The organism is Vibrio sp. TRT 17S01 (assembly GCF_050113695.1).
In the GTDB taxonomy this organism is placed as follows: domain Bacteria; phylum Pseudomonadota; class Gammaproteobacteria; order Enterobacterales; family Vibrionaceae; genus Vibrio.
In genome coordinates, this window is the sequence record NZ_JBNJOG010000005.1 from 95,556 (window position 1) to 119,274 (window position 23,719).

The 23,719-nt window shown below is 44.3% G+C and carries 21 protein-coding genes; 17 read left to right on the forward strand and 4 right to left on the reverse strand.

The window, feature by feature from the left end:
- Positions 1-67: 67 nt before the first annotated feature.
- Both ACQEXS_RS09865 and ACQEXS_RS09870 read left to right on the forward strand, forming a co-directional pair.
- Entirely contained in the window at positions 68-985 is a 918-nt protein-coding gene (locus tag ACQEXS_RS09865) for a hypothetical protein (RefSeq protein ID WP_427013699.1), read from the forward strand.
- Positions 986-1,139: 154 nt separating this feature from the next.
- The gene (locus ACQEXS_RS09870; RefSeq protein ID WP_427013700.1) at positions 1,140-2,483 is read left to right on the forward strand and encodes a hypothetical protein; all 1,344 of its coding nucleotides are present in this window, start codon (positions 1,140-1,142) and stop codon (positions 2,481-2,483) included.
- A 49-nt stretch (positions 2,484-2,532) separates the two neighbouring features.
- Here the strand turns inward: ACQEXS_RS09870 and ACQEXS_RS09875 are convergent, their stop codons facing one another.
- Positions 2,533-3,441, reverse strand: coding sequence for an aldo/keto reductase (locus tag ACQEXS_RS09875; protein ID WP_427013701.1), 909 nt, complete (start codon positions 3,439-3,441; stop codon positions 2,533-2,535).
- A 299-nt stretch (positions 3,442-3,740) separates the two neighbouring features.
- Here ACQEXS_RS09875 and ACQEXS_RS09880 point away from each other — a divergent pair, with 299 nt between their 5' ends.
- From ACQEXS_RS09880 to ACQEXS_RS09930, 11 genes are all read left to right on the forward strand, one after another.
- Positions 3,741-5,795: an alpha-amylase gene (locus ACQEXS_RS09880; protein ID WP_427013702.1), complete on the forward strand. Its 2,055-nt coding sequence runs from the start codon at positions 3,741-3,743 to the stop codon at positions 5,793-5,795.
- Between the two features lie 276 nt (positions 5,796-6,071).
- Positions 6,072-7,313, forward strand: coding sequence for an outer membrane protein transport protein (locus ACQEXS_RS09885; protein ID WP_427013703.1), 1,242 nt, complete (start codon positions 6,072-6,074; stop codon positions 7,311-7,313).
- Between the two features lie 16 nt (positions 7,314-7,329).
- A complete protein-coding gene (locus tag ACQEXS_RS09890) occupies positions 7,330-9,708 on the forward strand; it encodes a VolA/Pla-1 family phospholipase (RefSeq protein WP_427013704.1) in 2,379 nt (792 codons plus the stop codon).
- 144 nt (positions 9,709-9,852) lie between these two features.
- Complete coding sequence (locus ACQEXS_RS09895) at positions 9,853-10,482, forward strand: chemotaxis protein (protein ID WP_367990203.1); 630 nt, start codon at positions 9,853-9,855, stop codon at positions 10,480-10,482.
- Complete coding sequence (locus ACQEXS_RS09900) at positions 10,460-11,200, forward strand: MBL fold metallo-hydrolase (RefSeq protein WP_427013705.1); 741 nt, start codon at positions 10,460-10,462, stop codon at positions 11,198-11,200. The genes ACQEXS_RS09895 and ACQEXS_RS09900 overlap by 23 nt, the downstream gene beginning before the upstream one ends.
- 842 nt (positions 11,201-12,042) lie before the next feature.
- Entirely contained in the window at positions 12,043-12,531 is a 489-nt protein-coding gene (locus ACQEXS_RS09905) for a PTS sugar transporter subunit IIA (protein ID WP_427013706.1), read from the forward strand.
- 10 nt (positions 12,532-12,541) lie between these two features.
- Positions 12,542-12,817: a PTS sugar transporter subunit IIB gene (locus ACQEXS_RS09910; protein ID WP_427013707.1), complete on the forward strand. Its 276-nt coding sequence runs from the start codon at positions 12,542-12,544 to the stop codon at positions 12,815-12,817.
- 3 nt (positions 12,818-12,820) lie between these two features.
- Positions 12,821-14,173: a PTS ascorbate transporter subunit IIC gene (locus ACQEXS_RS09915; protein ID WP_367990206.1), complete on the forward strand. Its 1,353-nt coding sequence runs from the start codon at positions 12,821-12,823 to the stop codon at positions 14,171-14,173.
- Between the two features lie 44 nt (positions 14,174-14,217).
- Positions 14,218-15,060 carry a transketolase gene (locus tag ACQEXS_RS09920; protein WP_427013708.1) on the forward strand — a complete coding sequence of 281 codons (843 nt, stop codon included), beginning with the start codon at positions 14,218-14,220 and terminating at the stop codon, positions 15,058-15,060.
- Positions 15,050-15,988 carry a transketolase family protein gene (locus ACQEXS_RS09925; RefSeq protein ID WP_427013709.1) on the forward strand — a complete coding sequence of 313 codons (939 nt, stop codon included), beginning with the start codon at positions 15,050-15,052 and terminating at the stop codon, positions 15,986-15,988. Before ACQEXS_RS09920 ends, ACQEXS_RS09925 begins: the two co-directional genes overlap by 11 nt.
- 203 nt (positions 15,989-16,191) lie before the next feature.
- Entirely contained in the window at positions 16,192-16,923 is a 732-nt protein-coding gene (locus tag ACQEXS_RS09930) for a GntR family transcriptional regulator (RefSeq protein WP_427013710.1), read from the forward strand.
- A gap of 88 nt (positions 16,924-17,011) precedes the next feature.
- On the opposite strand, the gene aroG is transcribed toward ACQEXS_RS09930, so the two are convergent.
- Entirely contained in the window at positions 17,012-18,064 is a 1,053-nt protein-coding gene (gene aroG, locus ACQEXS_RS09935) for a 3-deoxy-7-phosphoheptulonate synthase AroG (protein WP_367990210.1), read from the reverse strand.
- 432 nt (positions 18,065-18,496) lie between these two features.
- Between aroG and ACQEXS_RS09940 the strand changes: the two genes are divergently transcribed.
- The 4 genes from ACQEXS_RS09940 to ACQEXS_RS09955 are packed head-to-tail and all read left to right on the forward strand — an operon-like array spanning position 18,497 to position 21,796.
- The gene (locus ACQEXS_RS09940) at positions 18,497-19,213 is read left to right on the forward strand and encodes an amino acid ABC transporter ATP-binding protein (protein WP_427013711.1); all 717 of its coding nucleotides are present in this window, start codon (positions 18,497-18,499) and stop codon (positions 19,211-19,213) included.
- A complete protein-coding gene (locus ACQEXS_RS09945) occupies positions 19,213-20,010 on the forward strand; it encodes an amino acid ABC transporter permease (protein WP_427013712.1) in 798 nt (265 codons plus the stop codon). Before ACQEXS_RS09940 ends, ACQEXS_RS09945 begins: the two co-directional genes overlap by 1 nt.
- Positions 20,011-20,023: 13 nt before the next feature.
- Positions 20,024-20,860: a transporter substrate-binding domain-containing protein gene (locus tag ACQEXS_RS09950; RefSeq protein WP_367990213.1), complete on the forward strand. Its 837-nt coding sequence runs from the start codon at positions 20,024-20,026 to the stop codon at positions 20,858-20,860.
- A 21-nt stretch (positions 20,861-20,881) separates the two neighbouring features.
- Complete coding sequence (locus tag ACQEXS_RS09955) at positions 20,882-21,796, forward strand: amino acid ABC transporter permease (RefSeq protein ID WP_427013713.1); 915 nt, start codon at positions 20,882-20,884, stop codon at positions 21,794-21,796.
- Positions 21,797-21,807: 11 nt separating this feature from the next.
- On the opposite strand, the gene cyoE is transcribed toward ACQEXS_RS09955, so the two are convergent.
- Entirely contained in the window at positions 21,808-22,704 is an 897-nt protein-coding gene (cyoE, locus tag ACQEXS_RS09960; RefSeq protein ID WP_427013714.1) for a heme o synthase, read from the reverse strand.
- Positions 22,697-23,716: a COX15/CtaA family protein gene (locus tag ACQEXS_RS09965; protein ID WP_427013715.1), complete on the reverse strand. Its 1,020-nt coding sequence runs from the start codon at positions 23,714-23,716 to the stop codon at positions 22,697-22,699. Before ACQEXS_RS09965 ends, cyoE begins: the two co-directional genes overlap by 8 nt.
- Between the last annotated feature and the right edge of the window lie 3 nt (positions 23,717-23,719).

Consider the following 23,719-nt stretch of genomic DNA (forward strand, 5'->3'; position numbering starts at 1 on the left):
ATTAGGCTTATATGAAACTATTCCTGAAGCCCAAGGCTTAGATAAAAATAATTAAGGGAGTAATTATATGGCTATTTTAATAGGAACAACGAATATTGATGGTACAGGCACATCCAAGAACCTAACCAAAGACAATGCCACTTATATTCAGGAAGATTCTTACTTATTGTGGAATAAAAGCGGCATAACTATCGCTTGCACTGACCATGATGATTTAATAAAGCTCGACAAAATCATAATAAACTCAGATCAGTGGAACAAAATTGGGTATAAGGAAGCGAATATTTCATCCAATTCCACATTTATAGATATCAATAATATTGTCGATGTTAATATTTTCAATAAATCAGAAAGTGGATTTTCTACATTGAACATCACGAATGTAAAGCGTGGTCAGATCGATACATCAAACTCTGCATCAAACGACACAATTAATATCGGCGTCAAAAGCAATAGCGATAGCTGGAGCAATACATTCGATATAGATACAGGACGAGGCGACGATACCGTCACGCTGGAAAATATTGAAGGCTCGCAATACACAGAGTTCTCGATTAATGTCGGCAAAGGAAATGACATTGTTGATCTATCACAATTATCAGCAGCAAGCCGCGATGACAAAGAACGTCATGTGGATGGTGGTAAAGGCTTCGATATTCTGATTACCAATGGTGATGACACCATTACTTTCGAAGGTTTTGAAGCAATACAAGGAAAGGGCTTCAACCAAACGCTCACACTGGATAGCGACGATCTTGCTAGCAACTCAAAAGCCACGACTGGACTGATTGTTACGGATATCGATCTTACGTTTTCAACAGAAATCACGTTAATTGACGTAGACGATCTTACCAATAAACAAACCAGAGAGATTGAACGCAAAGGCTTCGACGCTGATGAATATCATCAAGTTCATGTATTATCCGATGGGGTGGAATACACGCTTCTCACTAATGATGATTCATTCGATATTGCATTCTCTTAATTACCTTAAAAAGCCAGCACTTTGCTGGCTTAATTTTTGATAAAAACATTAATAAGAACCACTTATCTGATCTAATACTCGTTTTGTAAATAAAGTATTGGAAATGAAAAACTAGTACTCCTAACCTATCAATCTAATAATAAAGGAGAATTAAATGAAAAAATATAAAACGCTGTTGTCTATTCTATTTCTTCCATTCATTCTCGCTATATCTGGCTGTGGTTCATCTCCAAAACAAGCAAAAGTTGAACCTGCAGTAATCCCTGCAGGTTCTCAGTTCACCGTAAAAGATTTCAATATCGATCTGGTTCAAAAGTTAAGCTTTCCAAATTATCTAGATCAGGAACAAACTCGTGAACTCATGGAAATGGCTTTCCTCGCAAAGCTCGAAGAAGAAGGACTGTTGGCTGACAATAATGATCCGAAAGCTATCCCTTTAAAAGTACAGGTTGATTATCGTCGCGTCTTCGCTGGTGAAGGCACACCATTTCCAATTGATAGTATTGGCGTGCCTCGCGCCTACTATAGTGTTTACGCAGTTCAAAACGGTAAAAAACAGCCGATCTACTTTAGTAAAGAGCGCACGATTAAAGGCCTTCACTATTTTAAAAAGTTATCAGAGGAAAGTATCAAACGTGACGCTTCGTTTTCAGTCTCTATTGCTTTTGATGTCGTAACTCTACTTAAAGAAGAGATTCCAACTTATGAAGGGTATGTGAAGAATCCTGATGCAATTGAAAAGCTAAAAGACGGAGTAGAAGACAAATTCGCTGAGTTTCAGAAGCAACCTCAACCGACCATGGACCGCTCATACATTCCTGAATCTGTCACAGCGCCGCTACTCGCTGATATCTTAAGTTCTCAGCGTAAAAAACGTATGGATGCATATGAAGAGATTCAAGATCAGTGGTTGAACCAACCTAAACTATTCGATCCAATTAACGAAGCGGTACTGGCTAGCTATAAGAAAGCCTTGTCTAAAGATGAGTTAGATGAACTCGAAGAGCAAATTAAGACGCTCACGGAAGCAGGTTTAACCGAGTATTTAAACACTCTCGAGCTTGTGGCCAAAGAAGGTTCATCAGAGCAATTACGTAACTTTGCAAAAGACAGTATCAAAGAGATGGAAGCTCGCCACCTGAAATCGTACCAAATTCACCTACCGCTCCCTAACGATGCGAATGTAAGCTGGCAAGAGCATCAGCTATACAATATGACGATTGCAAATGACCTTTATTTGAAGAAAAAAGCGGTGAAACGCATTTATAGGGATCACCGTGAGAACGAGTTTTTGCTAGACGCACTCAGCAAACAACTCGATACGGCCGTAAATCGTGGCTATCGACCTTCTCTGTATGCAGATTACCATGCATGGATTTGCCGCGTATTAGGCGTTTCTGGTAACCAAAAATACAAAGCTCAACTGGTTCGACTTTCAACTGAAGCAACAAGCGAGAAAGTTCGAGACTTTGCAGAAGAATATGCCGACGAACTATAATGGCATCACAAAAAAGCCAGCTTAAACGCTGGCTTTTTTATTGTGTTTTCTATGGCACACCGTGGCCTTTTGACGCCACCCAAACCCGATACCACTGCTCTCGAGTCAGTTCAATATCTAACGCTTTGGCTGCTGAATGTACTCGCTCAATTTTTCCTGAACCAATAATAGGTAATGGTTTAGAAGGTAAGCGACGAACCCACGCATAAATCACTTGATCAATACTTTCGGCACCAACCTCTTCGCGCAATGCTTCTAGCTCCGCACGCACACGTTTCGCCTGCTCAGAAGTACCTGTAAATATTTCACCACCTGCGAGGCAAGACCAAGCCATTGGCCTTACGCGTTTCATTTGCAGTTGATCAAGTGTGCCGTCATGAGCTACATCAAAATTCAACGGATTGATCTCAACTTGGTTTGTCACCAGAGGTCGCGACAGGCGCGATTGCAAAAGCTCAAACTGAGCAAGCGTGAAGTTTGATACACCAAAATGTTTCACTTTACCCACTTTGTTCAATTCACTAAATGCTTCTGCGACTTCATCAGCATCCATCAACACATCTGGGCGATGAATTAATAAAACATCAATCTGCTCTACGCCCAATCGCTCTAATGAGTTATTGACCGACTGATAAATGTGCGCCGCACTGGTGTCGTAATGATTGATTTTTCGTTCAGGATTAATCTCTGTACAGAGATTAATATCGCATTTGGTCACAATCTCAATTTGTTCACGAATCGAAGGTTCAAGCTTTAACGCTTCACCAAATAGCGCTTCACATTCATAGCCGCCGTAAATATCAGCATGGTCAACGGTGCTAATACCAAGCTCAATATGCTGCTTTAGAAATGTTAGGCGCTGCTGTGGTGTCATTCCCCACTCACCTAACCGCCAATAGCCCTGAACAAGTTCCGAAAACTCTGGTCCTTGCTGTGCCATGGTTACCTTTTCTACCATAATTCCCTCCTAATATTCTGACATCAGGTTAAGAGGCTTTCCGTCTTCACTCAATGCGACAATAACTGCAAAGTTAAGTTATTCCGCAGATCTGGGTGGTATCGCACGTTTATTAGGATTTATTGATGTCCAATGGTTGACCTTTCAAAAAATCAGTGCCTTTTGGCAAAGCAGCTCATCCCTTGAGTAGTTGTTTTGTGAGCAATTACTCGTTTAGGGGCGTAGAGACAAGGAATGATGTCAAGCGACGCCTCGGCGGCTAACATCGACAATGCCCTACTCCATCACAAGGATATGTCGTGAAAACTCCCATTCTAGTCGCCGCTATTTCCGCTCTAACGTCTATGGTTGTCAATGCATCACCTACGCTTTCTATTTCTACCACAACCACGAGCCGAGATTTCCCTCTCACCAGCCAAGCACCTTTGACGATTCCCTTAGTAAAAGACACTTATACGCTAACCATTTCAGGTCTAACGGGAAATTGTAAAGCAGATACGCAGCAGAAAGCCCGCTTTCGCACACCGTTGAGCCTAAATTGCGCCAAAGCAACGACTCTTCCCATAAAAATACGATTTAGCGGTGACTATGAATTTGTTTTCGATGACATCCAGCATACATTAACCATCAACAGGGCGACCAAGAAAACGACCAAATCAACATTTAAACGCCCAATTCCCAACGTGAAGTGTGAGCAATACGAGCACGGCCCGGTAACCTTATTTGTTGCTAATACCTTTCCTGAAGGCACCCGTTTGCGTGACGCTTTCACCAATGCAGAGGTGACGGTAAAAAACCAGCAGGTAACGATAACCCCTTCCCCCAGTAGCGGAGGTTTGGTGTTACTTGCACCTGTGGCTCCCGAAACACCAGCGCCCGCTTTCACCTATCGCAATGCCAACATCTATTTTGTCATGGTTGATCGATTCAATAACGGTGATACGCAAAATGACCACAGCTATGGTCGTAAAAAAGATGGTAAGCAAGAGATAGGCACATTCCACGGCGGGGATCTCAAAGGCATCATTGATAAACTCGATTACATTGCCAGCTTAGGAACGAATGTACTTTGGCTATCACCGATTGTTGAACAGGTGCATGGTTTTGTTGGTGGTGGCGACAGCGGTAGCTTTCCTTTTTATGCCTATCATGGTTACTGGACGCGTGATTTCACCAGGCTTGACGCAAACTTTGGTAATGAAGAAGATCTACAAACACTGGTTTCACAAGCACACCAACGAGGCATCAAAGTACTGCTCGATGCGGTGATCAACCACCCCGGCTATGCCACACTTGCCGACCTTCAACATGATCATATTGCCGTCAGTGATAGTGAGAACTTACCTGAGCGTTGGACAAACTGGACACCCAGTTCTGCGCAAAACTGGCACGATTACAACCAGCTTATCGATTACAACAGTCCCCAGTGGCGTAATTGGTGGGGAAGTGATTGGGTTCGCGCCAAGTTGCCTAACTACCCAGAGCCCGGCTCTAGTGATACCACACTCACGCTCGCTGGTTTACCAGACTTCTTAACGGAATCGCGCCAGTTTGTCACACCGCCAAAATGGCTGCTAGAGAACCCAAATACTCGCGTTAAAGCAAGAGACAATTTTGCCGTTTCAGATTATTTAATCGAATGGCAAAGTGACTGGGTCAAACGTTTTGGAATCGATGGCTTTCGAGTTGACACGGTAAAGCACGTTGAAGGCGAGGTGTGGCAGCGGCTCAAACAAAGTGCCAGTCAACAACTTGAGCAGTGGCGTAAAGCCAACAATAAACGTGGTGAACCTTTTTGGATGATGGGCGAAGTATGGGGCCATTCCGCTTACCGTTCCCCTTATGCAGAGCAGGGCTTTGATGCATTAATCAACTTTGATCTACAAAAGAAACTGGATAAAGGAGCGGCCTGCTTCAGCCAAATGGCCGAGACTTACCAAAACTACGCCGACAGTATGCTGCAAACACCGGACCATACTCCTGTCAGCTATATGTCTTCTCACGACACAGAGTTATTTTTTAGCCGCTTTAATCGTTATGATATGCAGCGAAACGCTGCGAATGCCCTTCTGTTAACTCCAGGTGCCATACAAGTTTATTACGGCGACGAAATCGGCCGACCAATCGGACCATATGCCGACGATTTTCATCAAGGGACACGCTCTGACATGGTGTGGCAATTGAATGATCAGCAAAACGCGTTATTAGAGCACTGGAAAGTTCTCGGACAATTTCGAGCAAAACACCCTGCGGTTGGCGCAGGAAAACACTCCGCTATCCCACAACAACATGGGTATGCGTTTTCCCGAATCTTAGGGAACGACAAAGTCTTTGTTGGGTTTGTCGGTCATTAACACCACAGCCCGTCATTTCACATTAGTCAATTAGAACATTCTAAATAACATATCATTTTGCTGCTTATCCTGATGTAAGCAGCAAAATGATACTGGTCAAACCTGATTGATAATGGTTTTTCTTCTTAAGTAGCTGTTTATAATGGCGCGTTTTCATTTTTAACATTTATATCATCAAAATTATCACAAATTATTTTTGACATTTATTTCACAAATATTTAACGTTTAATTCGATTTTCTAGCTGTTTATAACCGTGATCTCTGGAGATCAATATAATGAAAACGAAACACTATTCACTGCTCTCTCTTTCTGTCGTAATGGCTTTCCACGCTCACGGAGCGGGCTTCCAAGTTGCTGAACATTCAGCTTCTGGCCTTGGTCGCGCGTTTTCTGGTGAGGCAGCGGTGGCCGACAATGCTTCTGTTATCGCTCGTAACCCTTCAGCTATGACCCTTTTTGATACAGCCCAATTTTCTGGAGCGTTATCCGTCATCGATCCTGAAGTCAACGTCTACGACAAAACCAATAACGAACATGCAAAAGATGTCGCTCCTATGCAGTTTGTTCCTGCAGCGTACTATCTCAGCCCAATTAACGACCAATGGTCTTGGGGAATCGGCATGTTTACCACATATGGTGTGGCAACGGATTACCCCAATGATATCCAAGCGGGTGATTTAGCGGGCGATACCTCATTACTCTCTGTCAATATCAACCCATCCATCGCTTATCGAGTTAACGAAAACCTAAGCCTTGGTGCGGGATTAAATCTTGTTTATGCGGAAGCGGAGCTGACCCGTCACCAAGGCGCGCTTGCCCCCCTATTCGGTGGCAATACTTCTGATAACTTGATTGGTATGACCGGTGAAACCATCGCCTTTGGTTGGAACATCGGTGCGATGTATGAAATTAATCAAAACCACCGCTTTGGCTTTGGTTACCGCTCTGCTGTCGATCTCGATTTTGACGATGGTAAGTTTTCAAGTTACGGATCGGGCATTGCCACTCAACCGACCGTAACAGGTCGCCTGCAAATTACATTACCTTCAATTTGGGAAATTTCTGGCTTCCATCAGGTGACGGAACAAGTCGCCGTTCACTACAGTTATCAGCAAACCGACTGGAGCAGCTTTACCGAGCTAAAAGCAACCTCTCCAAATTGTAATGACGGTACAGCTGGACAATGTTTCTATAAGTCAGAAAAGTATGAAGATAATGGCCGTTGGTCGTTAGGTGGCACATACACCATCAATGCACAATGGACAGCACGGATTGGTTTTGCCTTCGACGAACAAGCAGGCGAAGCCACATTAAGCATTCCTGACAGTGACCGTTACTGGTACTCAGCGGGAGCAAGCTACCGCTACAGCGATGCACTTAGCTTCGATGCAGGTTTTGCATTAGTGAAGAGTAAGTCCGGCTCGTTCAAAGAAACCAACAAGCTGGGTAGCGATCTGGAATTTGATTCCGAAGGCACGGCATATATCTCTGCCATTCAGATGAACTACGCGTTCTAACCCTCAGGAGCAGATCATGAAGTTAAATACACAAGTTACTCTACTCGCTGCCGCGTTGCTATCTGGCTGCGGTGATGACACGTCAAGCACCACCAACGAGAGTCAATACGAATCGCATATCGAAGCGGCTTTAGCACGCAGTACTGGCATTAAATTCACCTTACAGGGCGAAAATGCCTCTGTTCCTCTACCTTCGTATACTTTAATGAATACCAGTGATGCGACGCTGGAAATTCCAACGGGTGGTGACGATTCTCTCACTAATCCACTGGCTGCGATGGGAACCATGGATGGCTGGTCTACAACCATGCCACTGATCATGAATTTCGAAGGAACAGGGTTAGCGGATGGTGTGGTTGCACAAGGTATCTACCTTGTCGAACTCACTGACAGTTTGCTTGGCAACCCTACGCCAAAACGTATTCTGACCCAGAACGTCGATTTCATTGCACTCGCCGATGCTGCCAGCGACACCATCACCATTCAAATGCTCAACAGCGATTTGACTGCCAAGGGTGAATACATTCTTGCTATCACGGATGAAGTCACCGATGTGAACGGTGATCCAGTGGGAACATCAGGAAGCTATGCAGCGATCAAGACAAAACTCAAGTCATACGGCTCTGAAACACTCCAAACGTTGCAACAAGTCACCCATGGTACCGAAGCCTTGTTCGCGGCGACGGGTATCGACAGTGAACACATCATCTACTCCACATGGTTTAGTACCCAATCTGTCGGTGAAACACTCTACGCGGTAAAAGGGGCAACAGCCAGCGCACTGGGCTCAGGTGGCCTTGCTCAAGTCTGGAGAAACAACGCCAACCCAAACAATGTCGATTTGACCATGGCACACCTACTAACGGTAACCAGCACACAAGGTTACAAAGATGCACTCGATGCTGATAGTCACTTTGATACCTACATGGACCCAGACGGTACAGGTTTAAAAGCGACACTCAAAGCGGAGTACGATACCGATGGCCTAAACGTCAACGTCTCTAAAGGTACAGTTCAGCTTCCTTATTTCTTGGAAACAGGCAACAACTGGAACAGCCAACCTTTTGAATCGGCCATGCCAAGCTTAGCGCTCATCAAACAGGCACTGGAAGATTCAACGCAACAAGCAACCATCGCCTCTCAGCTCACCGCAGCAGGAATTGACGCAACAAAACTGACAGAAGCAACAGAGCAGTTAAAACTGGTGGGGTTGAACTTGACCAAATCCGATGGTTCTCGCCTAGATAGCGACCGCCATTTAACGCGATACAGCCCAATTCCAAAAATCAAATCGCTTCAACCTGTCGAGTTCCTGTTGTTCACGCCAAGTGGTGCAGCGAGTAACTGGCCAGTAGTCATTTACCAACATGGGATCACCTCGTCGAAAGAAGATGCCTACTTCCATGCGGCAAAACTTGCAAACCAAGGATTAGCTGTGATTGCGATTGATCTACCTTTGCATGGCGCTCGCAGTCTCGATAGTTCACGTTCTGCCAATGCCGATATCACCGCGTATCTCAACCTAACTAACTTACCAGTGGCACGCGATAATGTGAGACAAAGTGCTCTTGATGTCATGGCACTGCGTGCTTCTCTTACCTACAGTCAACTCGCTGGCGTCTTAGCACCAACACCACTGTCTGCGATTAATACCCTCACCACACCGCCGCGTTTTGTCGGGCATTCATTAGGCGGCATTGTGGGTGTTCCGGCTGTTGGCGCGGCAAATCGTGTATTGGATGGCGGCAGTGCGGATGCGATGTATAAGTTTTCATCAATTTCTACTGCAAATTCAGGCGGCCAGATTGCAAACCTGCTGCTTGGATCAGAAAAGTATGGCCCTTTGATCAAACACAGCATTGCCTATACAGCCAGCTCAGAGTATCAAGCGTTTGCAAATGGCTATTGCGCCTCACTCGATGCCAGTGCTTGTTATACCTTGTTCGACAACATGGCCAGCGACGCTGATAAAGCGGCGTTGGAGTCTGGCTTTAATCAGTTTGCGTACGCGACCCAAACCGTGCTGGACACCGTTGACCCATACAGCAACGCAAGCTACCTCACCGACGGGACGTCTCCAACTATCCCGGCATACCTAATGCAGGTGCAAGGGGATGAGAGTGTTCCAAACAGCGTGCCTCAGCGTCCATTTGCTGGCACCATTCCACTGGCAACCAAGCTAGGAATGAAAACAGTCACGCAAGCCGACAGCGCACTTTCCAACACCAAGGATTTTGTAAGCTTCTCCAATATTGGTGCGCATTCCACATTCTTGTTCCCACAAGACTCAGGCAATGCTGACGAGCCCATGCATGATGCGATGCTCGATCAACTCAGCGATTTTGTGCTCGACAATAACCTGAGTGCATTAACCAACGCCGGATTATTAGAATAACCTACTCTAAAGCTCCCTTCGGGGAGCTTTTTTCACCCAATTTTTCTCAACCACATTTCTCCCCATGACTTTCCCTTATTTTTATTAGTGCTTTTCGAACTCTTATCTATAGTTAACAGTATCGACGAATAAAAAAGCATGATTATGGCTAGGAAACCCGTCTTCGTAATTGCAGCAGAGGTCGCTGCTGAACTGAATAAAGGCATGCTGATTGCTAAACGATTATTACTGGTTGCCAGTAATGCTCGAGCATTGGCGCAAAGAGCAGGAGAAAGTGCCGCCGGGTTTCGCCCGATCACAGACTCCATTGACGATTTAGTCCGTGTCACATTAGCCGCTTCCCATACCATCAACGTGAAAGCCCAAAGCTTAAGCAAAATTGCGACAGCAGGGACGCGCGCATCCAATGCGCTAGATAGGTTTGAGACTGTTTATGAAAAAGCGGTTGATGCAACCTACCTGCATAGCTTAGATGAAGCACGGATCCGCAATCAGGCTGAATATGACACCATTTGTCACCACTTCACTTCCGAAGCAAAGGGCTTACATGATCTGCTGCAGACGCTTTATGACGAGTTACGGATCGCTCAAATCATTTCCACTATGTTGAGTGTTGAGGCTTCACAAGCTGATGAAAAACATCAAGCACAACTCAATACTATTGCTGAAAGCGTTGCAGAACTGGCCGACGCGATTCAATCACACGTACTTCAATCTCTAAAACTCTTTTCACTGTTCGCTAGGGTAAATTATGCAATCAAAAGTACTATTTGAGCAGGGTGCTCATCGCTGGCTCGTTTTTGCGCGAGATCCAGAAAAACCAGAGAAAATCATCGATACCAACCAATATATGATCATCAATCGCGATCAAGCGATGTTACTCGATCCGGGTGGTATTGAGCTGTTTTCAGCCATGTTGAGTTGCGTTGTCAAAGAAGTTCCTATCGAGCATATCACCCATCTTTTTGCCTCCCACCAAGACCCCGATATCATTTCATCATTAGGGTTGTGGGACAAAGCACTCCCCTCTTCTACCTTGCATTCACCTTGGCTTTGGGAAGGGTTTATTCGCCATTTCGGTATGGAATCCATTACCTTTGCCCCGATTAAAGACGAAGGCGGAAAGGTGTTGCTCGCAGGAAAAGAAATTCAGTTTATTCCTGCACACTACATGCATTCATCGGGTAATTTTTCCGTATACGATCCTGAAGCAAAAATACTAATGTCAGGTGATATTGGTGCAGCACTCGATAAACATGACGCCCCCTTTTTTGTAGAAGACTTTCATGAGCACATACCAAAAATGGAATATTTTCATCGTCGTTGGATGCCATCAAATAAAGCGAAAAGTGCATGGATTGATAAAGTCAGCAAATTAAACATTGATATGATGTGTCCACAACATGGTGCAATATTTAAAGGTGATGATATTGGAAGGTTTCTTGATTGGCTAGATACTTTAGATGTTGGTATCGCTATTGATGGGAAATAATCAATATATCTGTAAATAGAATTAAAACTCTAATTTTAACTAGAGCTAAAAGTCTATTATTTAATAGTAATTATTCTTGATTATAAAAATGAGTTAAAAAATGAAGAGAAAGAAGTGAGTAACGAATAGTAGAAAAAAATAATGGTGGGATAGCAAAGTGTTTCTGCATTGGAGGCATCTACACAACACTATCTCCACCAAAAGTTACACGGGCATAACTTAGAAGGAAAAGCCAACTTACGATTGCTAGTGGTCCATTCAGTGATAACTTACGTTATCTTATATTCCTTAAATTAAACAGAAGCGCCAAGAAATTATCTGTTTAGCTTTCAACTCCAACCTATAAATAAGAGGCAAATTAAACAACACAACATAAACGTAGCTTAGAGAGTTATTATTATTGTTGTTCTCGAGGCAAATACTATCCATTCACTATTCCCCAATCAACATAATTCACATTATATGTTTTTATGACTCTATAAAATAAAAACTCTCATACAAAAGACAAAATTAAATATTTGAAAACCTAATATTAAAGTTTGTTTTTAATATTTTATTACTTATATCTGTTTGACAAGGTTCGTTTTTAATTTTCTTTTAACATTTGAAAATTTTATTTTGATGTTCGGCAGGAAAATATAGCTCAGAAAATAACCATTTCTTTTATGCACAATTACTTGAATAGTCATTGAACTTCATAACAAACATTCTCTCCTCTTTAACCAATTTATTCACTACCTAGAACGTGATCTTCCTAAAATTATTTGTTGTTTATTTTATAAACAGCAAAAAAATTCGATCAACCTCACGGTTAGCTCAAAAAATAACCATATGATAGATACATGTCTATACAACTTGTACATGTGTGTGCAAATGGAAAACTTATGCTGCTCTCGCAATATATCACTGCATCAAACGTCAAAATCCTAGAAACCGTTGCGGATTGGAAGCAAGCAATCGACATTGTTGGCCAGTGCCTATTAGAGCAGCGAGCTATCGAAAAACATTATTTGGATGCGATAAAAACGACAGCCGATCAGCTAGGTCCTTATTTTGTACTCGCCCCTATGATCGCCATGCCACATGCAAGACCTGATGATGGTGTCAACCACAACAGTTTGTCTCTACTTGTTGTTCGCGACGGTGTTGAGTTCCACAGCACTGAGAATGATCCAGTCAAAGTTATCCTGTTATTGGCAGCGATAGACAGCAATCAACACATTGAACTGATTACATCCATTTCGGAGTTCTTTTGCTGCGATAAAGACGTAGAAGCCGTCAGTAAGGCGCAAAACAAAGAACAAATCCTGAAAATCCTAGCTAAATATTAAGGAACACTTTATGCGAATTATGGCGGTTTGTAGCACAGGACTCGGCTCTTCATTCATGATCGAGCTAAAAGTCAAAGAAGTCTTAAAGGAGATGGGGGTCGAAGCGGAAGTGGAACATACCGATCTTGGCTCTGTCACTTCTGACATGGCAGACGTCTTTGTTTGTACCCATGACTTGGCTGGCAGTTTAGGGAGTAACCCTGTTATTGCTATCCCAAACATCACAGACAAAGAGGCGATGCGCCAAAGTCTGACAAACTATTTCAAAACACTTGCGGAGGAATAGATCATGCTTAATTTTATAATGGACATATTAAGTACCCCCGCAATTTTAATTGGTCTTGTTGCTTTACTGGGTTTATCTATCCAGAAAAAATCCTCTTCTGATGTCATTAAAGGCACTGTGAAATCAATTTTAGGTTTTGTAGTGATTGGGGGTGGTGCTGGTATTTTGGTTGGGGCGGTCACACCCATGGGGCAATTGATCGAAACTGGCTTTGGTCTACATGGCGTCATACCAAACAATGAAGCCATATATGCCACAGCTATCTCTGACTACGGTGCTTCGACAGCACTTATCATGACGTTTGGTATGGCTGCAAATATCTTTTTCGCCCGCTTTAGCCGTTTCAAATACATTTTCTTAACCGGTCACCACACATTATACATGGCTGCGATGATCGCCATTATCCTCAGTGTTGCAGGTTTCTCTGGACCAACAATGGTGATTCTTGGCTCCGTTACACTCGGCTTGGTCATGGTGATTTTCCCCGCTATGGCACAACCTTTCATGCGAAAAATTACAGGCAGTGATGATGTCGCTTTTGCGCACTTCTCAACGGTTGGCTATGTTTCTTCAGCATTGATAGGTCAAATGGTAGGAAAAGGTTCGCAAAGTACAGAGGAACTGAACTTACCAAAGAACCTTGTTTTCTTACGTGACTCATCCATATCTATCTCGATCACTATGGGTATCATCTACTTGGTGCTTGTCGTTGCCGCTGGCCCACAGTGGGTACAAGAAAATCTTTCGAACGGTCAAAACGCTTTCGTCTACGCCATTTTGACAGCAATCACCTTCGCAGCTGGTGTGTTTGTGATCTTGCAAGGTGTACGCTTGGTATTAGCTGAAATTGTCCCAGCATTTACCGGGATCTCTCAAAAAATTGTACCGAATGCGAAACCCGCTTTAGATTGCCCAATTGTCTTTCCTTACGCTCCAAATGCCGTGCTTATTGGCTTTTTATTCAGCTTTATTGGCGGCCTTATCACCATGGGCGTCTTTGGTATTTTAGAGCTAACGCTGATCTTACCCGGTGTCGTGCCCCACTTCTTTACCGGCGCTACTGCTGGCGTATTTGGCAACGCCACGGGCGGTCGAAAAGGGGCCATGTGCGGCGCATTTGTCAACGGCGTGGTGATCACTGTGCTTACCCTACTCCTTTTGCCTGTACTTGGTGACTTAGGATTTGCTAATACCACATTCTCTGATTCCGATTTCGCAGTCACAGGGATATTCCTAGGATATCTGGCAATGATCAGTAAAACCGCCGTCATTACAGGCGTCGGGATCTTCACTATTGCTGTACTTGCTACACATTTCCTTCCGGAAAAAGACACAAAATCAACTGAATCTGCTTAATAACAAGGTGGGCATCGCCCACCTCTCTCCCTCACGAGGTACTTATGTTATCAACGAGAGAGCTACGCACGCTCGAAGCACTGAACTTAGAAATTAAAAAAGAACTTGTTAATGCCCTCATGCACATGGGTTACGGTCATTTCGGAGGCAGCTTATCCATTACGGAAACGCTCGCCTGCCTTTACGGACATTATTTAAAACACGATCCACAAAACCCAAATAGTCATGAGCGCGATTTTTTTGTGTTATCGAAAGGGCATGCAGGTCCGGCACTGTATGCTACGCTCGCCATTCGCGGCTTTTTTGACAAAGCTTGGCTCAATACCATCAACCAAAATGGCACGCGCTTACCTAGCCACGCCGACATGAATAAAACCCCCGGGATAGATATGACGACGGGCTCGTTAGGCCAAGGATTTTCTTGCGCTGTGGGAATGGCAATTGGAACAAAACGTCAGGTCTTCACGATTGTGGGTGACGGGGAGCTGCAAGAAGGTCAATGCTGGGAAGCCGTTCAGTTGGCGGCACACCTTAACCTCAATAACTTGCTCGTGTTTATCGACTACAACAAACGTCAACTCGACGGCTTTATTGACGATATACAGCGTCCATTCGATCTCAGGCAGAAATTCGAAGCGTTTGGTTTTCATGCGTTGCAAGTCAATGGTGGTGACATTCCTAGCATTGCCAATGCCATTGAAAGCCACAAGGCTCAGTCCAACAAACCAACCGCCATCATTTTAGACACGGTTAAAGGTCAAGGCTGCCCAAGCATCGAGAATATTGCCGCAAATCATCATTTGCGCTTAAACGATGACTTGATCAGCGCGATCAAAAACGATGTTACAGCGATTGAAAACAAATTAGAGGCACTCAATGAACACTGAATTACGAGAAGTCCACGTTGAAACACTTCAAGAGTTGATCGAACAACATAGTGACGTCATGGTGCTTGAAGCCGATTTGATGGAAACCATCGGTACGGGAAAACTCGCACAGACCCACCCAGAAAACTTTGTGCAATGCGGTATCGCTGAAGCCAATATGGTCGGTGTCGCTGCGGGCTTATCTGCCATTGGAAAAGTGCCATTTATGCACTCTTTTGGCTGTTTTGCTACTCGACGTTGCTACGATCAACTGTTTGTCTCTGGTGGTTATGCTAAACGTCATATCAATATTTTTGGCAGTGATGCAGGGGTTTCTGCTGTCACTAATGGTGGCACGCACATGCCCTTTGAAGACATTGGGTTGATGCGTTTGATCCCACATTCTCGGGTCATTGATGTCTCAGACAAACATACGCTGAAAGCTGCGTTGAAATACGCTTATCACAACCCTGGGATCAACTACATACGTTCTACTCGCAAAGCGCTGCCTGAACTGTACCAGTCTGAAAATGATATAAAAATCGGTGTAGGTAATGTCCTTAGAGAAGGAAGCGATCTAGTAATTGTCGCAACAGGAATGCTCGTTCATGAAGCGATTGCAACCTCAGACAAGATCAGCGAGTTGACCAACAAAAGCGTGGCTGTGATTGACATGCACACAATTAAACCGCTCGATAAATCATTACTGATCCACTACGCCAAGCTCACTCAACGCATAGTAACACTGGAGAACCACAATATTATTGGTGGACTGGGTGATGCCGTCGCCAGTGCATTGTTAGAGTCAGGCACCGAAACCCAGTATTTCAAAAAACTGGGGGTACAAGAGCAATATGGTCAGGTTGGCAGCCTTGATTATTTGAAGAAGGTTTATGGAATCAGCGAAGATAAAGTCATCGAGGCTTGTTTGGCAGGACTAACGCCATAGGAATGGTGACGTTTGGCACCACAAGTATGACTGTTTCATGCTTTTTGGTGCCAACTTCATCGACAAGAACAGCTTGAAACTTAGCCTTTCAACACGCTTAAAGATTTTCCGTGAACTAAAGCCAGTGGCGAATGCTTAAGCCCTGCCTCTTCTGCTCACTTGGGTATATACTGTTCGTCGCGTTATCAATAGATATGGATATTATGGCCCCTAAAATTACGGCTAAACAGCAAATCGTCATCGACTATATCACTGACCGAATTATGACGGGTGGACTGAATTGTGGTGACAAGCTCGACACGGAAACCAATATTGCTCAAAGTCTGAATGTCACACGAGCCACAGTGCGAGAAGCGACACGTAATTTAGTTGAGCAGGACATTGTCTACCGAGTCAGAGGTTCTGGCCTATACGTTGGCATGCGAAAACCCTTCAACAGTGATAGCTTTCACGAACTCTCTCCTTTCGATTGGCAAGCAAAACAGCTTAATGTGCCAGGTATACGTAAAGTCGTCTCTGCTGGTGTCACCTTAGTTCCCTCAGCTGACATTGCAAGCAAGCTAAAAATTAAACCCACAGATCAAGTTTATCGCGTTGATCGATTAATGTGTTTTGGTGAAACACCTGTTTCGCTGGAAAAGATCCACATTCCTATCAATATCAGCAATAACTTTCAGTTTAATGAGCTGGAAAAATCAAAATATAAGTACATTGAACACCTGACAGGTAAGCAAGTTTCCATCCGTGAGCAAGACTTAAAGGCCTTCAACCTTGACGACCAAAATGTGTCAGAGTTAATGAATGTCCCACTGGGCAAAGCCATGATCCAACTGAGTGAAGTGGTTTATTTCAAAGGTGGACAGCCGTTTGAATATACCGTCACTATCATTAATAGCGATCACTTTAATACCCACCAAGTCATTCGTCGCAATTGATAATAAAAGATTCGTTAAACCGTCAAACATGAACAAAAAAAGCGTAACCCGAAAGGTTACGCTTTTTCATCTATTGCTTAACTTGAATTTAGCCGTTGCGACGAGCTGTGACTGCGTCTGCTAGTTGACGAAGTACTTTCTCAGTGTCTTCCCAACCGATACATGCGTCGGTAAGAGACTGGCCATAAGTTGGTGCAACACCATCAACCAAATCCTGACGACCTTCAACTAGGTGTGATTCAATCATAACGCCGAATACCGCATCTTCTCCACCAGCAACTTGGCTACACACATCTTCAGCTACTACCATTTGACGCTGGTACTGCTTAGAACTATTCGCATGGCTGAAGTCGATCATGACTTTTTGTGGTAGGCCAGACTTTTCCAGCTCCTGCTTGATAGCGCCTACATGATCGGCACTGTAGTTTGGCTCTTTACCACCACGCAGGATGATATGACAATCTGGGTTACCCGCCGTTTCAATGATCGCAGAGTGGCCGTATTTTGTTACCGATAAGAAATGGTGTGAAGCGCTTGCTGAACGAATCGCATCAGACGCGATCTTAATATTGCCATCAGTACCATTCTTAAATCCTACCGGACAAGAAAGACCTGATGCGAGTTCGCGGTGAACCTGAGATTCTGTCGTACGAGCGCCAATCGCCCCCCAGCTGATCAGGTCTGCAACATACTGAGGCGTGATCATATCTAGGAATTCGCTCGCCGTTGGCATGCCCATATCAGTCAAATCCAGCAACAACTTACGTCCCATACGTAAACCATCGTTGATCTTAAATGTATCATTTAGGTATGGGTCGTTGATCAGACCTTTCCAACCAACCGTTGTACGTGGTTTTTCAAAGTAAACACGCATCACGACTTCTAGGCGGTCACCAAGTTCATCACGTAGTACTTTTAGGCGTTTACCATATTCAATTGCAGCTTCTGGATCGTGAATAGAACAAGGACCAATGATCACGAGCAATCGGTCATCATCACCTTTCAAAATATTCGAAATTGCCTGACGAGATTCAAACGTTGTTGAAGAAGCGGTCTCAGTCGCAGGAAACTTTTCTAAAACCGCGATTGGCGGCAATAATTCTTTGGCTCTATTAATTCTTACATCATCTGTCTGAAACATCGCTACATCTTCCTATCTTTCTTGGGCTGAACAGATTGCAATCCATTTGCTGCATTATTGTTCAATCATTGTCGTATCTGTTCCCTGTAACTTATCTATCAAAAAAGAAGCTTGCAACCATTATTTTCAACAGAAAGCAATATTCATTGCATTTTTACGATTTACACAACGCGTAAAAATATTTTTACAAACAATAATTGGAGACCATTAAAATTCATTAATACTATGATATTTAATGTAAAACAGTGGAGGCGAAACTCAGCAATTGTCGTTATTTTCATCACATAGCACTATGGTTCGAGGGATGACTTATCGTTATCACCCAATTGGTGCACAAATTACCATCAACAACGATAAATCACATGTTTTGATGCAATGTAATCACGATATTGCTAAGGTGTAGACTTATAAAAATAAATAAGTAAAGCAGCCATGAGCGCTATTGAATTTAGCAACGTCAACAAGTGGTATGGTCAGTACCACGCCCTAAAAGATATCAACCTATCTGTCGCGAAAGGCGAGATTTTGGTCATTTGTGGCCCTTCAGGCTCCGGAAAGTCCACCCTAATAAGAACAGTAAATGGCTTAGAAGCGATCTCAAATGGCGATATTTCTGTGCTCGCCACGTCAACTCAGAAAGTCGCTCCCGGTCAAGTAGGAATGGTCTTTCAGCATTTCAACTTATTTCCACATTTAACCGTGCTCGAAAACCTCACTCTGGCACCAATCCGGACATTAAAGCTCGGAAAACAACAAGCGATTGAGCGTGCTTTGCACTTCCTTGAACGTGTCAAAATACGCGATCAAGCTGACAAATACCCTGTCCAGCTGTCTGGTGGTCAGCAGCAGCGTGTCGCCATCGCTCGTTCTCTTTGTATGCAGCCAGAAATCTTACTCTTTGATGAACCGACTTCCGCACTGGATCCCGAAACCATTCAGGAAGTGCTGGATGTCATGGTCGACCTCGCGAGAGATGGTATCACCATGATGTGTGTCACCCATGAAATGGGGTTTGCGCGTAAAGTGGCTGACAGAGTCATTTTTATGGACGAAGGACAGATACTGGAGATGGCTACACCAGAACAAATCTTTGATGCGCCGCAGCATCCAAGAACTCAACAATTTCTCAATCAGATCCTCAGCCATTGATGATAAAACAGATATTAAAGCCTGTACTCTCAGCACTATTACAGATCTCGCTGCTTATTCTAGGCATAGGTTGGCTACTGGACTCTGGCGCACAAGCCATGGGTTATCAATGGCAATGGGAGCGTGTACCTGACTACCTGTTTTTTTACGAAGACGGAGAATGGTGGCCAGCCGAGTTAATTGACGGACTGTTGGTTACATTAAAGATCTCCAGCATCAGTTTACTTTTCACGCTGATAATTGGTTTGGCCACGGCGTTATTAAAACTATCAAACTCGGTTGTCGGTCGCACGCTCGCTACCGGCTATGTCGAACTCATTCGCAATACGCCATTGTTGGTACAAATCTACTTGCTCTATTTCGTTTTTGGACCAGTGATTGGGTTAGATCGTTTTTCTACCGCAGTGCTTGCCCTCGCTCTCTTTCAGGGCGCATATACCGCCGAAATTCTGCGCGGTGGCTTAAACAGCATTGAAAAAGGCCAATTTGAAGCAGCTAGGTCGTTAGGGTTAACTCCTTTTTACACCTATTACGATGTGATTTTACCTCAGCTACTGCAACGCACTTTACCGCCGCTCACCAATGAGGTGGTCTCGTTAATCAAAAACTCATCCATCGTCAGCGTGATGGCAATTTTTGATTTAACGACTGAAGGTCGAAACATCGTATCTGAAACCGCAATGCCATTTGAAATATGGTTTACCGTCGCAGCAATCTACTTGTTGCTCACCCTTTCTCTGTCTGGCTTATCAGCTTGGATGGAACATAAACTGGGCGCAGGATGGCGCGCTCGATAACAAGGAAACAATTATGAAAAACTCAAGACGAGATTTGGTTAGACGTTGTTTTAAATCTGCAATCACGGCGCTATTGGGCTTAGCTATCGCGCTGCCTACCTTTGCATCAGATACCCCCAACCTAGATAAGATCAACGAACGCGGCACGCTGCGCGTTGGTATGTCGACTTTTGTCCCTTGGGCAATGCGAAATAAACAAGGCGATCTGATTGGGTTTGAAATTGATGTTGCAAAACGCTTGGCCAAAGACTCTGGCTGGAATGTTGAATTTGTACCAACAGCATGGGATGGCATCATTCCTGCGCTGCTTGCCCAGAAGTTTGATGTGATCATTGGTGGTATGTCAATCACACCAGAGCGCTCAAAAAGCGTTTTATTTACTGCGCCTTACTCACATTCTGGTGTGCAGGTAGCGGCCAGTAAAAAGCTTGCTGAAGGCTTTAGCGAATTCAGTGATTTCAATTCCCGACGCGTTAAAATCGCTGCCCGCCGAGGTGCTTATACTGTGCAAGTGGCACGCGAAACTTTCCCGAAAGCAAAAATTCTTCAATTTGATGATGATGCACAAGCATTTCAAGAAGTGATTAACGGCAATGCTCATGCTGTGATTGCGTCTAGTCCAAAGCCAGAACATGAAACGGTGAAAAACAGCGATAAGCTGTTTATTCCATTTACCGAGCGTCTATCAAAAGGCAACGAAGCATTCGCTGTTCGCTTGGGAGATGACGATAAAAAGGCATTCTTTAACCAATGGATCCAAGCTCGAACTGACGATGGCTGGCTAGAAGAGCGTTATGAGTACTGGTTCTCCACATTAGACTGGCAAGATCAGATTGCCACCGGTCAGTAAAATAGAAACAACGGAGCGAGTGTGAGTAAAGAAAGCGCATTGAACCGCCAAGACATCAAATCAGAAGGTTCGATTTCATTCAATAAACTGGATGTTATCTTACTTATTGTTGTGGGCCTTTTCTGCGCTTGGTTGTATTACCGAGCGGATATTGGTGTGCACTACCATTGGCGTTGGTCAGACGCGTTTGAACTTATTTTTACGCCTCGCTCCGACGGCAGTCTTCCCTACTTCTTTCAAGGGCTAATCTCCACCATTCGTCTTAGCGTTTGGGGCATGGTTTTAGCCCTAACACTTGGTACGTTATTAGGCCTCGCCCGATACTCTAACCTAACGGTATTACGTGTTCCGGCTAATGCCTTTATCCAATTGGTGCGAAATATACCGCCATTGGTGTTCATCTTTATTTTCTATTTCTTTATCTCGAACCAGTTGATACCCGCGTTAGGTCTGGAATCATTATTACGAGAGCATGATGGCCACATCAATACATTGCAATATTGGCTCTTTGGACCGGCGAATTTGTGGGAAAATTTGCTGTCAGGTATTTTATGCATCGGGCTGCTTTCCTCTGCATACATTGCGGAAGTAGTCCGTTCTGGGTTAGCTGGTATTGCCAAAGGACAGTGGGAAGCGGCAGATTCATTGGGCCTGTCACGATGGAGCAAGTATCGTTACGTCATTGCACCGCAAGTATTGGCTGCCATTACACCTGCACTGGCGGGTCAATCCATCTCATTAATTAAAGACTCTTCCATTGTGTCTTTGATATCGATTCAAGAGATGACTTTTGTCGGCACCGAAATCGCTAACTCGTCTGGCCTTATCTTCGAAATATGGCTAATTGTGGGCGGATTCTACTTACTGCTTTGCTTGTCACTTTCATTGTTATTTAAACGTTTAGAAAAGCGAAACCTGAAGCACTTACAACCATAGGTATTCCATCGCTAAAGCAGATAATGATCGAGCAATAATGCGACAAACAGCAACATCAAATGGTAGATAGAAAAAACGAATGTTTTGATCGCTGTTTTCTCATCGGCATAATATTTCAGCTTCCATGCATAGCCGATAAACCCAGCACTGAGCACGGATGAACAAAGCAGATATAGCCAACTACTCATCCCGACTAACACTGGAAATAGGCATACTAACGCCAATAACACCGTATAAAGAAGAATCGATGTTTTGGTGTATTCCACACCATGTGTTACAGGCAGCATTGGAATGTCTGCCTTGGCATAGTCTTCCTTACGGTGTATCGCCAATGCCCAAAAATGAGGGGGGGTCCATATAAAAATCACCATCACTAATAGCCACGCATTCGCGTGTAACTCGCCTGTTACCGCGGTCCAACCAAGCAAAGGTGGCATTGCACCTGCAATCCCAGCAATAACGATATTTTGCGGCGTCGCACGTTTTAGATACAAGGTATAAATCACCGCGTAGCCAAGTAGGCTTGCAAAGGTGAGCCAAGCCGTTAGTCCATTCACTCCAATGTACAAGATGACAAAGCCAGCAAGGCCAATCGCGCTTGAAAACAACAACACAGACAAGGCGTTGATTTCACCAGACGGCAGTGGACGACGATATGTTCTGGCCATCACAGCATCGATGCGTCGATCAATGAGGTGGTTGAAGGCCGCTGCGGAGCCTGCCATTAACCCAATACCTAAAAGACCAAGCACAACATTTTGAATTGGTAATGTCCCCGGTACAGCCAAACACATCCCCACCAAAGCGGTCAGTAACATTAACGCCACTACTTTGGGCTTGGTAAGCGTGAAATAGACTTTCCAAAGTGGCTTTTCCTTAGCCGAAGTGATCGCAATGGATTTACTCATGAACTCGCTCCTTGTTCAGCACAACCGACTCTGATGGATACCAAAGCAGAAAATTGACATACAGCAGTGACAACATAAGCAATGCTGCCCCGAGGTTATGTGCGACAGCAACTGCGAGCGGAAGGCTCAAAACAACATTGCTGATCCCTAAACCAATTTGCAGACATAGTAGAGAAAACACACGCCATGCCAAACGATTGAGCACCGAATCCGACTCAGCGAGCATTTGATAAATTAAGCACAGCGTTGACACCGCCACGACCAACGCACCGATACGATGCACCACATGAATCGTCATACGGGCACCGTAATCAAGCGTGCCAAATTCATAAGTTTCTCGCTCGGGCTGAATTAAGGTAAAGGCGTTCACAAAATCCAAGTGACTACGCCAATCTCCCTCACACAAGGGCAAGCTCGTGCACATCAGCGCAGCGTAGTTGGATGACGTCCATCCGCCCAATGCAATCTGAACCAAGAGAAAGAATAAGCTAGTGAGGGCAAGCAGACGCAGCATTGGAGGGATGGTGAGATGATCAATTTGATCTTGGGCATGCGTCAATCGCCAATACAACAAAGCGAGCAAAGCAAACAAAGTAAAACCACCCAATAAATGCCCCATGACGATAATTGGCATCAACTTCATGGTGACAGTCCACATTCCCAATAAAGCTTGAAAGACAACAACTAGAGAAATAGAAATGGGTAAGAAAGACGGCACCGCCCTGCTCTTAATACTAAGCGCCGTAATAGCAAAAACCACCAGCCCTAGCGTTCCAGCAAAATAGCGATGGATCATTTCCAACCACGCTTTATCTGCCTCTACTTTTAAGTCCGGATATAAAGAACTCGCTCGCTCTAACTCATGCTGTTGCACCGGTACGGTCAATTGGCCATAGCAACCGGGCCAATCTGGGCACCCTAAGCCAGCATCAGCAAGCCGAGTATAAGCACCAAGCATAATCACAATAAATGTGAGTATTAATGCGACTCTAACCAAGTTCTTTAGTTTCATACG